Annotated in this window: 9 protein-coding genes; 4 read left to right on the top strand and 5 right to left on the bottom strand. The window is 39.8% G+C overall.

All coding sequences use genetic code 11. The annotated features are described in order from the left end of the window. Positions 1-120 precede the first annotated feature (120 nt). The 4 genes from HYG88_RS08790 to HYG88_RS08775 all read right to left on the bottom strand — a co-directional run bounded on the left by HYG88_RS08790 (position 121) and on the right by HYG88_RS08775 (position 5,593). Complete coding sequence (locus HYG88_RS08790) at positions 121-1,098, bottom strand: patatin-like phospholipase family protein (RefSeq protein ID WP_034602859.1); 978 nt, start codon at positions 1,096-1,098, stop codon at positions 121-123. Positions 1,099-1,259: 161 nt separating this feature from the next. Next, entirely contained in the window at positions 1,260-2,735 is a 1,476-nt protein-coding gene (locus HYG88_RS08785; RefSeq protein ID WP_178882934.1) for a sodium:alanine symporter family protein, read from the bottom strand. A gap of 94 nt (positions 2,736-2,829) precedes the next feature. Further along, complete coding sequence (gltS, locus tag HYG88_RS08780; protein WP_005161970.1) at positions 2,830-4,065, bottom strand: sodium/glutamate symporter; 1,236 nt, start codon at positions 4,063-4,065, stop codon at positions 2,830-2,832. A 181-nt stretch (positions 4,066-4,246) separates the two neighbouring features. Continuing rightward, entirely contained in the window at positions 4,247-5,593 is a 1,347-nt protein-coding gene (locus HYG88_RS08775) for a DcaP family trimeric outer membrane transporter (protein ID WP_005161973.1), read from the bottom strand. A gap of 422 nt (positions 5,594-6,015) precedes the next feature. Between HYG88_RS08775 and HYG88_RS08770 the strand changes: the two genes are divergently transcribed. Further along, positions 6,016-6,723: a nitroreductase gene (locus tag HYG88_RS08770; RefSeq protein WP_005161976.1), complete on the top strand. Its 708-nt coding sequence runs from the start codon at positions 6,016-6,018 to the stop codon at positions 6,721-6,723. A gap of 21 nt (positions 6,724-6,744) precedes the next feature. Here HYG88_RS08770 and HYG88_RS08765 read toward each other — a convergent pair whose 3' ends face one another. Continuing rightward, the gene (locus HYG88_RS08765) at positions 6,745-7,962 is read right to left on the bottom strand and encodes a multidrug effflux MFS transporter (protein WP_178882933.1); all 1,218 of its coding nucleotides are present in this window, start codon (positions 7,960-7,962) and stop codon (positions 6,745-6,747) included. A gap of 142 nt (positions 7,963-8,104) precedes the next feature. Between HYG88_RS08765 and yccS the strand changes: the two genes are divergently transcribed. From yccS to HYG88_RS08750, 3 genes are all read left to right on the top strand, one after another. Beyond that, complete coding sequence (gene yccS / locus HYG88_RS08760) at positions 8,105-10,279, top strand: YccS family putative transporter (RefSeq protein WP_005161982.1); 2,175 nt, start codon at positions 8,105-8,107, stop codon at positions 10,277-10,279. Between the two features lie 79 nt (positions 10,280-10,358). After that, positions 10,359-10,943: a YcxB family protein gene (locus HYG88_RS08755; RefSeq protein ID WP_005161985.1), complete on the top strand. Its 585-nt coding sequence runs from the start codon at positions 10,359-10,361 to the stop codon at positions 10,941-10,943. A gap of 158 nt (positions 10,944-11,101) precedes the next feature. Beyond that, complete coding sequence (locus tag HYG88_RS08750; protein ID WP_005161988.1) at positions 11,102-13,639, top strand: sulfite reductase flavoprotein subunit alpha; 2,538 nt, start codon at positions 11,102-11,104, stop codon at positions 13,637-13,639. The last annotated feature ends 147 nt before the right edge of the window (positions 13,640-13,786 follow it).

The raw sequence follows: 13,786 nt of genomic DNA, 5'->3' as shown, positions 1-13,786 counted from the left end.
GTTTTCTCAATTTTTTGATAGCTTTTTGTAGCGTATTTACAATTTGTTTAATAAACATCAACTGGATAGACAAACTTAAACATTATAGCTGTCTACCCTTAATTCAATATTTTGCAGAAACTATGGCTCAAGGCTACTCATTTTTAAAGCTAAATCCTGTTGATTTAAATCAACTTGCTTTGTTTTGCTTTTAATTACCCATTGAATATTGGCCAATTTTTCTTTTGCAGCATCAATACCCGCTTGCATAGTCATTTCACGGCCTTTGATATCAAAGATATGCGCTTTTTCACGTAGATCGGGCTGAATGACAATATCTGCATTTTTCAATTCTTCTTCAGCCAAACGTCCTTGCATAATGTTGATATTTTGGTTGAATAGCCCCCAAACATTACTGGTTTCAGTATGAATAGGTTGTGCCAAAATATCCACTGCAATCACCACATCTGCGCCTAAATCCCGTGCAACCTGTACAGGCACAGGACTGACTAGGCCACCATCAACATATTCCACATTACGGATCTTGGTTGGTATAAACATACTCGGAATCGAAGCAGATGCACGTACTGCTTGGCCTGTATTACCATAATTGAATACAGTTTTGGTGCCGTCTTTTAATTCCGTTGCAACCACATACATCGGGATTTTTAACTTCTGTAAAGGAATGTTTTGGACTTGCTCATTCACATAGTCCTCAACTTTTTTACCATCAAAAAAACCTTTTAAACTGATATTCACTTCTCTTACATCGGTAGCCTTAAGCTTAAGCGCAATATCTCTCAACTCTGCAGCGGATTTACCACTTGCATAAATTGAACCTACAATACTGCCTGCACTTGTACCTACAATAAAATCAGGGCGAATACCTTGCTGTTCCAACACTTCAAGTACGCCGATATGAGCATATCCACGTGCCCCACCACTGCCGAGTACTAAGGCAACAACGGGTCTTTTTTCTTGTTGATTAATATGTGCAAAGGGCTGAACAACTGCTTGTACTTGGGCATCTTCAACTAAAGGTTTTAAATGCGAAGTCGTTTGACAACCCGCCAAAATCACCATTGAAAGTCCAAGCGTCAATAATTTAAGCTGTTTCATATGCTGTCTTGCCATATCTACGTGGTTCTATCTTTTAATTTTAACGCCATTATTGGTGAAATGCTGTATCAATTTTTATGTATATATACAATATATATTGATAAAAAGCCCCTCGAAAGGGGCTTTAATTTAGTGAAGTAAGCCTTTATAAATCCAATAACTTACCAGATATCAGAATCTACTTTTTTCTTCAGCTCAGGATATTGATCAATCTTGAACTCTGGTTCCTTGATCCCTTTTTTAAGCTGAGAGGTATAATCTTTCAACAATATGCGTGCCATTGGTGTTAACAGCAGGATTGCCACAAGGTTAATGGTGGCCATCAAGCCCATTGAAAGGTCGGCCATTGACCAGATTAAAGGTACACTTGTGATCGCCCCGAAATAGACCATTGCCAATACCAGCAGGCGGAAAATGAACATGACCTTTGGGTTGTCATTAATGAACTGTACATTGCTTTCAGCATAGGCATAGTTACCAATAATTGAGGTAAAGGCAAACAGGAACAGAATAATGGCAAGGAAGCCTCCACCCCAGCCACCAATTTGGCTCTCCAATGCTTTTTGGGTCAATGTCACGCCCTCAAAGCCAGCTTCATGATACAGGCCAGACACCATGATGATGATCGCAGTACATGAACACACCACGAAAGTATCAACAAATACACCCAGCATTTGTACCAGCCCCTGATTCACAGGATGCTTCACATCAGAGGCAGCAGCAGCGTTTGGCGCTGAACCCATGCCTGCCTCGTTGGAGAACAAGCCACGCTTGATGCCCATCATCATTGCCATAGAAATCATCGCACCAAAGAAACCACCTGCTGCCGCATTAAACTGGAATGCTTCGGTGAAGATCAGTTTAAAAATCTCAGGCAACATCGGCAAGTTGGTTATCGCGATGTACAAGGCGACCATGATATAAAGCAATGCCATGAAAGGAACAATACCTTCGGCAACCTTGGCGATACGCTTGATCCCACCAAAAATGATCAATGCCGTCATAACCACCAATGCAATACCAACCCATGACACTTCAAAATTAAGACTACCGAGACCCAATACAAAATTGGCTTTATCCCACCCCCATGCATGTGAGGTTGCCCCAATAATCGCATTTGCCTGCACGGCATTAAATACAAAGCCATAAGCCAGAATGAGTGACAGTGCAAAAACAATCCCCAGCCATTTTTGTTTTAAACCCTGAGTAATATAGTACGCAGGTCCACCTCGGAATTGCTTGTTTTGATGGTCTCTCACCTTAAACAACTGGGCAAGCGATGATTCAACAAATGCAGAACTCATGCCAAGAAAGGCAGTGAACCACATCCAGAACACGGCCCCAGGACCACCAATGGCGATTGCTATGGCAACACCAGCAACGTTACCAACACCGACACGGCTTGCAAGACCCGTGACGAAAGCCTGAAATGGTGTAATGCCATGTTCATCTTGCGTCTCTTTACGGCTTCCTTTCATCACAAGAATGCTGTGCAGGAACAAGCGAAGCTGTACCGCACCCGTAACGAATGTGTAAAACACCCCAACCGCAACCAATAAGACGACCAGAAAATTCCAGAGTGGATCATTCAGGAATTGTACCCACGACATCAGCGTGGCATTTAATTGTTCATTCATCACTTATTCGCTTTAAAATATTTTATGTACGGCCGTACATATACGATAACAATCGATGAACCAAAAAAGCCCCACATGGGGCTTTTGATCCGACTTAGGCAAAGAATTTCAAAATTAATTGAATTACTGTTGCATTAATTAAATCAACAAAGAACGCACCACAAAGCGGAACAATTAAAAATGCTTTATGTGATGGTCCATACATGTTGGTAATTGCTTGCATGTTTGCAACCGCAGTAGGTGTTGCGCCCATACCGAAACCACAGTGACCAGCAGCAAGAACTGCTGCATCATAATTTTTGCCCATGACACGGAAAGTAATAAATGCTGCATACAACGCCATGGTAATGGTTTGTGCACCCAAAATTACAACCAGCGGGCCAGCCAAATCGGCTAATTGCCACAACTTTAATGACAACAATGCCATTGCCAAATAAAGTGATAACGACGCATTACCAAATACATCAATTGCACGATCAAAAATATCAACTTTTAATACGCTTTCTAAAATATTACGCAGGATGACACCACCACCTAATGCCCATACAAAGGTTGGTAACTCAAACCATGTGCCTTTACTATAACCTGTCATAAACTCAGCAAATGCTAAACATGCAGCAAACATGCCGAGCGTTGTAATCGCATTATCAGCAGTAATTAAACGAACTTGATGAGGATTTTCAAATGGTGCGAGTTCATCAGGGTGTTGATCTAAATGGGTATCACGATCCTTAATCGCAGTGGATGATTGCTCTTGAGCAAGGCTATAACGATTGATTAATAGTTTTGCAAGTGGCCCACCAATGATGCCACCGATAATCAAACCAAAAGTTGCACTTGCCATGCCTAGCGCTAATGCACCCTGAATTCCATGTTGGCTTTCAAGAATTTCACCCCATGCCCCTGCTGTACCGTGTCCACCTGTTAAAGTAATTGAACCTGCAATCAACCCGACCAAAGGATCAATACCTAAAAGCGTTGCGAGGCTCATGCCGACAGCATTTTGAACCACGATAAACGAAGCGACACAGACCAGAAAAATAACCAGCCCAAGCCCACCTTCTTTTAACTTCATAAAATTGGCACTCAAACCAATTGAAGCAAAGAAAATCAGCATAAAACTCGTTTGTAATTGGCTACTAAAAACAATGCTATAACCCCACATTGAATGTACCAATAACGAAACAATAGCTGCAACCAAGCCACCAGCTACAGGTTCAGGAATATTGTAACGACGCAAGAAATCAATTTGATTGACAAGAAAACGCCCTAACAGCAGCACAATGACGGCTGAAATCAGGGTGTAAAAACCATTAAAAGTAAATTCCATATCTTCTTCCGTTTATTTTATTAGTCTTTTAGACGGTTTTTCCATCGTGTAGCTAATAAAATAGTAACTCTCAAATTGAGTGAAAACTCAATCAACTTAATAAAAAGCATACAGTTCTTTGTAAGAACTCAACCAAATAAAGTGATTGGTTTCCACGGATGATTAGGTTTATAGGATTAGGCTAGAAGTTGTAGCGAGCCATTGCGCCTACACGGTTATCCTTACCTTTTAGACCATTAAAGGTTTTACGTTCGCCATAGATATATTCCAAACCAAACGTAATCGGAGTAACTGGTGAATACATGATGTTCCACCAACCTTGTTGTAAGGTTTTGTTCTGCGTTGTATCCGGAAAGGCTTGTTGTGCAAACTGATTATTATCTTTTGCAAACATTGCACCATACGCTAAAGTGCTACGCAATTTAGGGCTAACTTGATAAGTTGTACCAATGGTGAGTGCATCAAACTCATTCAGATTCAACTCAAAATTATTGGGATTTACATTAAAAGCACTATTGGTATAGAGCAAAAACTTACTATCACCTTTTACATGCGAATAATCGATCATCGCTTGTAAAGAATCAGTAAATTTATACTTAGTTCCTACCGCAATACCCCACCCGAGATCAGCATCATCAGCTGTTAATTGATTATTATTCTTGTCGTAACTCGCTCTGCTGCGCGCTTCTGTTACTAAAACACGGGCTGAAGCCGTACCTTTGCCATCATCAAAATCATATTTTAACTTAGAGGTTAAAGCTGGCGCTCGGTTGTCGTCATTGCCTTTTTCTAAAGCAAGCATATAACGGGTGTCTGGATTAAATTTTCCGCTATAGCGAACCATCGGAGTACGATAAGTACCGATCCCTAAAGGAGAATTGAAATCAATCATTTCTGGCTGTAAATCTGTCGCCAAGAACGTAGATGTGGTTTGACCAAATAACCAATTGTTTAAAGTCATATACGCATGACGGATACGAATCGTATCGTTATTACTACCACCACGAAAATCAATTTCTAATTTCCCACCAACATCTGCTTCTTGAATGGGTGCTTTAAAATCAAGACCTAATCGCGTAACTGTTGCCGTACTATAAAAACGATCACTATTTTTTTCATTGCCTTCGAGATCAACTTTATTGATTCGGTTAAATATAGCATCGCCGCCTTTTGCCTGATACGAGGCATCGCCACGTAAAAAACCGTATAGCTGTACTTGCGCACCCGAAGCAGAATTAAAACCCAAAGGCGATTTTTGAGCAGCGATCTGAGTATTAGATGAAATATTTTGAGTAGATACTGAAGCAACAGTAGTAGATCGCTGGGTATCGTACTGCGGTACATTATTTTTTTGTTTTGACTGAGGAACATATTGTTCCAATAAAGCTCTTAATTCTTTTACTTCCTCTCGAAGTTGTTGAATTTGTTCTTGTTCGCTAGCAGCCTGCGCATCGTTCATCATGAAGACAGCAATGGTAAACGCCAATCCCTGAACTATGAACGGCTTACGGATGAGAGGTAAACTCATGAGAAGCTCCTGTATTCGTGTATATTTCAACATTTTTCATAAGCATAAAATTGGGTAAATAAATATGCTTATCATAGAAAACTTCCCTCACCTTCTTGGTTAGAAAAGCCTAATCGATTTTTGAAAAGGGCGTATTATGCATAAATTTAGATTATTGTGTGTATTTTTTTATTCCAATCATCATAACGATTTCAGCGTGTATCAATAAATACTATTTCTATTTCATTGCGTTACAAATACATTTCTTTTTCACATAAAGATAACAAATTAAAAAATTTTATGGATAATCTCATCTCGTTAATCTTTACTCGACTATTTTTTATTCAAATCTCAATCTACGACTAAAAATCCATCCTCAAATCTATCTTATTACTTTATAGTCTCATTAAATGAGAAAGAGCCATAAGCTTAGGAACCTTAAGATGAACATGGAACAAATCCGTTACGTGGATGATGCGATTACAGCCCGTCATTCTGTACGTGCATTTTTAGATACACCTGTTGCAACAGAGACAATCAAGGATATTTTAAATGTTGCCGCTCGTGCGCCATCAGGTACAAACACTCAACCATGGAAAGTTTATGTGGTGACAGGCCAAAAACGCGCCGAGATGATTGAGCGAGTTTGTGCTGCTCAACAAGCACTTTTTCAACAACCAGAACTCGCTGAACAATATCAAGAAACTTTCGCCTACTACCCTGAAACATGGATTTCACCATTTATTGATCGTCGTCGTGAAAATGGTTGGGGACTGTATGGTTTGCTAGGTATTCAAAAAGGCGAAAAAGAAAAAATGGCGGCGCAACAATTGCGTAACTATCAATTGTTTGATGCGCCTGTCGCACTTTATTTTACAGTCAATAAAGCAATGGGAATTGGTTCAAAAATGGATATTTCCATGATGATCCAAAATGTAATGATTGCGGCCAAAGCACGTGGCTTAGATACCTGCCCACAAGCCGCATGGAATCATTTTCATCCCATCGTTTTAGAGGTATTAGATGCCCCAGAAGATGAAGAATTAGTATGTACCGTTGCCTTAGGTTATGCTGATCCTGATCATATCGTAAACACCTTCATTACTCCCCGCGAACCCGTTGAAAACTTTACAGTATTTTTAGACCAGTAAATTATTTAAATAACAGTATCTCTATGCAGAGGTACTGTTTTGTAGCTGTTTTCCAACTTTTAAAATTGCAAACAAACCTGCGCTAGTAAACATCAACATCATAATGCCCATATTGAGGCTCGCTTTCCATAACAAGAAATTTAAAATCACACCACCTAACAAACCACATGCAAACTGCATACTTCCCATAATCGCACTCGCAGTCCCAGCACGCGCACCCTGCTTAGACATCGCCAAAGCCATTGCATTAGGACCAGTTAATCCAATACCAGACACAACTAAAAAAAGACCAGACATTAATAACCACAATGGTGCATTCGCCATCAGCCCCGCACTGATGACAACAACTGCTCCAAAGCATTGAATCGACCCACCCAATCGTAACCGCTGAAAAATACCCATTCGAGTATTTAAGTGCTTATTGATTGAGGACATCAACGTAATTCCAGCTGCATTAAATGCAAATGCATAAGAAAACTGTTGCTGAGACAGTCCGTACTGCCCCATAAAAACGGCTGAAGCAGAGCTGATATAACAAAATAATGCTGCGCCAGTTAAACAACCTGCAAACATTGGCAATCTGAAGCTGTCATCTTTTAGAATTGCAGCATAAAGTGTAGTGACTTGATAAGTTGATAATTTTAAACGGCGTTCAATAGCTAATGATTCTTTAAAGAAGAAATGTATACACAACCAGCAGATCACACCAATCATTGCTAGCGTCAGAAAAATAGCCTGCCATGGGAAAAAAGTCAGAATCCATGCACCAAACATTGGGGCTAGAATAGGCGCAAGCCCCATTACGATCATCATGCTTGAAAAGGCTTGAGCTGAACCTTGCATGTCTAAGCGATCACGTATAGCTGCTCTCGCAATCACAACACCAACACAACCACCTAAAGCCTGAAAAATTCGTGCAGCAATCAAAGCCCATTCATTTGTCGTAAACGCACAAGCCAAACTTGCAATCACATAAAGGCTAAGCCCAAAATATAAGGGAAGCTTGCGCCCAATACGATCACTCACAGGTCCATAAATTAATTGACCTATGGCTAAACCCAAAAAGTAAGCAGGTAATGTATTTGCAATCATTTGGGTACTTACCCCAAACTCATTTGCCATTTGGGGCAATGCGGGTAAATACATATCAATAGACAATGGACCGAGTGCTGTCAACAAAGCAAGTAACAAAATCCATGCTGTTGAATACTGACGCTGATTCGATTGTTCTACCTGCATAATCCTCTACTTTTCAAGTTTATTTATTTTTCTAAGCTTAGCATCCTCACCATATTTGTGCATAATATTAGAGTCTGCTGATACCTGAAAAATGTTAACAGGCATGATCATAAATTGATTGCCGAATATAAAAGGACAACCATTGAATCCTTGGCTCGCACGTTTAAAACAAACCACCTATAACACCACGTTAATGTATAACGTACGTATGCTGATTGCTTTCGCAGGAACAGCATTCGTTCCTTATCTTTTAAATTTTCAACTTGCGACGATTCCACTGACTTTAGGCGTTGTTGCGGCAGCAATTAGTGATATTGATGATCGCTTTTCTGTCCGTATTCAGAATCAGATTTATACCTATATTGGATTTTTTATCACAGCTGCATCGGTTCAATTGTTATTCCCCTACCCAATTATTTTTGCAGTTGGATTAATTGTTTCCTGTATTGGATGGATTTTATTAGGTTCTTTGGGGCGGCGTTATGCGACTATCGCTTACGGATGTTTAGTGATTTCTGTCTATACCATGCTCGGTGTACACTTATTTGAACAATGGTATTTACAACCAGCATTCTTAGTTTTGGGAGCCGCTTGGTATGGATTACTTTCAACAATCAGTTTCTTGCTTTTCCCTGTACGAAAAGTACAAGACCAACTTTATGCATCCTATAATGCTTTAGGTAGTTTTTTATTTGCTAAATCAAACTTATTTGATGTGGACATGACTCCATCCAGTTATCAACAAAGTATGATTGATATTGCATTAGAAAATGGCAAATTGGTGGCGATTTTTAATGATATGCGAATGTCACTGTTAACTCGCTTAAAAGGTGACCGCGGCCAGAAAGATACACGTCGCAGTCTACAATACTATTTCGTCGCACAAGATATTCATGAACGTGCAGACTCCGCACATATTGATTATCAAAAGCTAGCGAAAGTATTTCAACACAGTGATATCTTATTCCGTTTTCAACGCATTCTCACGATTCAGGGTAAAGCCTGTCAGGATTTAGCCCAATCAATTTTAAGCCGTACCCCTTACGTGCATAATAAACGCTTTAAACACAGCTTTGAAAATTTAAGAGTTTCCTTAGACAAATTAAGAGAAGATGGACTTTACGATCAAGTTCGCATCAATGCATTATTTGCACTCTATCAAAATCTTAAATCGATTGATGCACAATTACAGAATTTAGAAACGGAAAGAAATCTGAAATTAATCAATGCACAACAAGCAGAAAATCAACTAAAAGATGATGATTTAAAAGGTTGGAATGATATTCTAGTCCGTGTTAAACAACATTTAACCCCTGAGTCTGTGTTATTTCGCCATGCGGTTAGACTTTCAATCGTGTTGTTTATTGGTTATGTCTTTATTCAAGTAACCCATATTGCTTACGGTTACTGGATTTTGCTCACAGCATTGTTTGTTTGCCAACCTAACTTTAATGCTACTAAACGCCGCTTATATTTGCGAATTGTGGGAACCCTAATCGGTATTATCGTGGGGCTAACCATCATCTATTTTATTCCTTCGGTTGAAGGGCAACTGGTGATGTTAGTTCTTAGTGGCGTATTATTTTTAGAACTTCGAAGTAAACAGTATGCTCAAGCAACAGCTTTTATTACGATCCTCGCTTTAATTAACTTTAATCTAGATGGTTCTGCATTTGCAGCAGGATTCCCACGCTTTATTGATACCTTGATTGGCTGTGCCTTGGCATGGTTTGGGGTCAGTTTCATTTGGCCAGATTGGAAATTCCGCAGGCTACCACGCTCGATCCAACGTTCTTTACAAGCCCAATGTACCTACTTAGCAGAAGTAATTGAGCAATATCACCAAGGTCGTAATAATGCATTAAATTATCGTGTAGTTCGGCGTGCTGCGCACAATACTGATGCAGAAGTTGCTTCTCTTATTTCCACGCTTGCCACAGAACCCAATATTGAATCTACTCAGAAAACTTTGGCTTTTGAGTTTCTATGCTTAAGTCATACTTTTTTAAGTTATATCGCTGCACTTGGAGCTCATCGCGAACAAATTCAAGATCAAGAGGTTCTAGCCCTGCTCGATCAAGCATTAGATGATATTCAAGGTGCTCTGCTTAGAGATGAAGTCCCTGATTTATCTGCACAAAATATGATGCAAACCATACGTGAGCATTTAAATCGCAATGATGAAAACAATCAAAAATCTCTGATTATTTTACAGCAGCTTTCACTTATGCTTAGCATATTAACCCGTTTAAGTATGCTCAAACAAAGTCTCAGTCACGAACCGAACGAAGATGGCACTGAGTTTGCTTCTCTTTAATTTATCCGCCATTGGCATAATATCTTTGAGTGCCAATTGGTGTTAAACTTAACTTAGTTCTAAACTCATTTTTTAAACTATGACCGCCAAAACGCTATACGCTTATACGCTACAACCTGTTCCTTACGAAGTCTCTGAAGCTGAACAACGTCAAGCTCAACTGATGATTTGGCGTAGTACCAATAAATTCAGTAAAAAAGCATGGATGATTATGATTGCACTTGTGGTGCTTTCATTAGTTTCAGCAGGACTGATTAAGTATTATTCAACCTACTCAACTGTATTGTGTTGGGTTGTGATCATTGCTGTGATCCTTTTTTATCTTGTGAAAAAATTTGGTCTTGAGTGGTACGTTAAACGCAAAATGACAGAGTTTCCAGTTCAAGAGATTAAAGGTCTTCGTTTAGGCGTACAACCCCATGGTATCGTGATGCGCCAGAAAGTTGGATTACAAGAAGGTACTGCGACCATTGGCTGGAAAGACATTTACGAATGGTACAACTCTCCAGAGTTTATTTTAGTCAATTTTAAAGTAAAAACACCAAAAGGCGAACAACAACAAGGTGCTTACATCCTACCTAAGCGTATGGATTCTAAGAATTTCCCTTTTAACACGGTACGTAAACATTTAAATGAAGTTGTAGGCGCACCAAAATCAATTTAACGCCTATGATTCTAAAAACCTCTCGAAATGAGAGGTTTTTTCAACCCCAAAAAAACAAATGAGAATCAAAATCAATATTGCCTACAAAATCCATATTATGTTCGTATTCTTGAGTTATAATTTTTGATATAAATTTCATTATCTTTTCATTTTTGACCATGTCTAAAAAAGTCTTCTTCCAAATCCATTGGTTTTTAGGGATTACTGCAGGGCTTATACTTTCTTTAATGGGAGTAACCGGTGCAATTTATTCTTATGAACAGCAAATTTTAAAATGGCTCAACCAAGATAGCTATGTCGTTGAGGCTGCTCAAACACCAAAACTTAGCCCTGCCCAGTTATACCAACATTTCAATCAGCAACAACCCGAAATTGAAATTAACAGCATTACTATTGCTGCCGACCCAACAGCATCTTCTACCGTCAATATTAAAAAAGAAGGTGCACGTCGTGGTTATAACATGATGGTCAATCCATATACAGCCGAAGTCTTACCTGACATTAAAGGTCGTGATACCTTACAATTTATTCAGCGTTTACATCGCAATTTAACCGTTGGAGAATTTGGAGCGCAAATCACAGGTGCTTCTACGCTGATGCTGATTTTCTTTGTATTGAGTGGCATCTATCTACGCTTTCCAAAGAAACATAGTATTAAACAATGGTTGTTTATTAAGCCAAAACTAAAAGGTCGTAATTTTATTTGGGACCTACATGCAGTGGTGGGAACTTGGGTCATTGTGTTTTATCTACTGTTTGCTTGCACTGGCTTATATTGGTCTTATGACTGGTGGCGTGCAGGTATGTTCAAGGTCATGGGCGTTGAACAGCCACAACGTAATCAACAAAATAATGAACATGGCAAAGATAAACAACCTAAGCTGACAAACGCACAGCTTAATACTATCTTGACGCAAACATGGACTGGGGTAAATGCCCAGATTGGTCGTGAATACTCAAGTTTAACCCTGAATATTCCCAAAAATGCGGATGCCAAAGTTGAACTCTCTTTTGTCGATGCCATTCCTCAACATGAACGTGCACGTAACCAAGCGATTTATAACTATCAAGACAATAAATTTGAAAAATTTGAACTGTATGAAGACAAGAAGCTCAATGAAAAAATCATGAGCAGCATGCTGCCTGTGCATCGCGGCAGCTTCTTTGGTTCGACTTATCAATTTATTGCCATGCTGGCATCATTGGCTATGCCTCTGTTCTTTGTAACGGGTTGGATGTTGTATCTAAAACGTCGCAAGCAGAAAAAGCTGACCCAAGCGGCACGTCAATCACTCAACGCACAGCAGGTTGATCCAAATGCCAAGCCTTGGCTGATCACTTATGCGACGCAAACAGGTGTAGCTGAACAACTAGCATGGCGTACTGCGACCAGCTTGCAGGAAGCGCAACAACCAACGATGGTTAAACCGGTTCAGCAACTGACTGAACAAGACCTACAACAAGCATCACAGGTTTTATTTGTAATCAGCACATATGGCACAGGTGAAGCACCTGATCTTGCAACAAGTTTTAGCAAAAAACTGATGCAACAAAAGCTAGAGTTAGCTCATATGCAATACGCAGTGCTTGCACTAGGATCAAGAGAATATCCTGACAGCTATTGCAGCTTTGGTTATGCCGTTGATGCATGGTTAAAACAATGCAAGGCACAACCATTATTTGACTTGATCGAAGTAGATAATGCCAATAGCAATGATATTCAACGCTGGAATCAAGCGCTTTCGGTGGTGACTAAGCATGAACTACATGCCATGAATATAGAGAAAGTGTTTGACCAGTGGACTCTCGCTGAACGCACATTGCTCAACCCTAATAGCTTAGGACAGGCAGCCTATAATATTGAACTTCGTTCCGTTTCTGATATAACTTGGCATGCTGGCGATATTGCAGAAATTCAGCCTGCCAATTGCTTAACCGACATTCAGGATTTCTTAATCAAGTATCAGATTCCAACACACAGTGTCGTTGAATCATTGAACCAAGAGATTGAACAGCTCTTGTGGAATAGAAACCTACGGGTTGAAATCAAGCCTTTCAGTACACTTGAAGATTTACTCGAACAACTACCCACCCTACCTACACGTGAATATTCGATTGCCAGTATTCCTTCGCAACAATTCCTGAGACTGGTGGTTCGTCAAAAATATGATGAACAGAATCAACTTGGTCTTGGTTCAGGTTGGCTCACTGAATTTTCACCATTGCAACATAGCATTGCCCTGCGTATTCGGACCAATGAGTCCTTCCATCTGATTGACGATAACCGTCCAATTATCTGTATCGGTAACGGCACAGGCATTGCAGGCTTGATGAGTTTATTACAGCAACGTAATCGACAAAACTATACTGCCAACTGGCTAATCTTTGGTGAACGTCAACGCGAACATGATTTCTTTTATCAAGAAACCATTCAAGCATGGTTGAATATGGGAAGCTTGCAACGTTTGGACCTCGCCTTCTCTCGTGATCAGGAACAACGCATCTATGTACAAGATATTTTGCGAAGCAATTCTGATGAACTGATCACATGGATTGATCAAGGTGCGGTGATTTATGTCTGCGGCAGCATCGAAGGCATGGCTTCAGGAGTCGATCAAGCTTTAACAGATATTCTCAGCGAAGAAAAACTAGATGAATTAAGACAAGCTGGACGTTATCGTCGAGACGTTTATTAAACCCTTTTGATATTTAAAAAGTAAGCCTCCAGTGAATCACCACTATTTTTAGTGGATCAATCCCCCGATAGTGTCCACTAACCAATAAGTGGACACCTATTTATGGATTTAAAGACAGTTATAGACAGTGCACCAACGCAAAAAAAG

The sequence above is a fragment of the Acinetobacter sp. SwsAc4 genome (assembly GCF_013391535.1).
Taxonomy (GTDB): domain Bacteria; phylum Pseudomonadota; class Gammaproteobacteria; order Pseudomonadales; family Moraxellaceae; genus Acinetobacter.
This window is presented reverse-complemented; position numbering and strand designations above follow the sequence as displayed.

Coding starts and splice junctions, on each gene's coding strand:
- HYG88_RS08750 (WP_005161988.1), top strand. CDS start 11,102: ATGTCTAAAAAAGTCTTCTTCCAAATCCATTGGTTTTTAGGGATTACT.
- HYG88_RS08775 (WP_005161973.1), bottom strand. CDS start 5,593: ATGAGTTTACCTCTCATCCGTAAGCCGTTCATAGTTCAGGGATTGGCG.
- HYG88_RS08765 (WP_178882933.1), bottom strand. CDS start 7,962: ATGCAGGTAGAACAATCGAATCAGCGTCAGTATTCAACAGCATGGATT.
- HYG88_RS08755 (WP_005161985.1), top strand. CDS start 10,359: ATGACCGCCAAAACGCTATACGCTTATACGCTACAACCTGTTCCTTAC.
- gltS (WP_005161970.1), bottom strand. CDS start 4,065: ATGGAATTTACTTTTAATGGTTTTTACACCCTGATTTCAGCCGTCATT.
- HYG88_RS08770 (WP_005161976.1), top strand. CDS start 6,016: ATGAACATGGAACAAATCCGTTACGTGGATGATGCGATTACAGCCCGT.
- HYG88_RS08790 (WP_034602859.1), bottom strand. CDS start 1,098: ATGAAACAGCTTAAATTATTGACGCTTGGACTTTCAATGGTGATTTTG.
- HYG88_RS08785 (WP_178882934.1), bottom strand. CDS start 2,735: ATGAATGAACAATTAAATGCCACGCTGATGTCGTGGGTACAATTCCTG.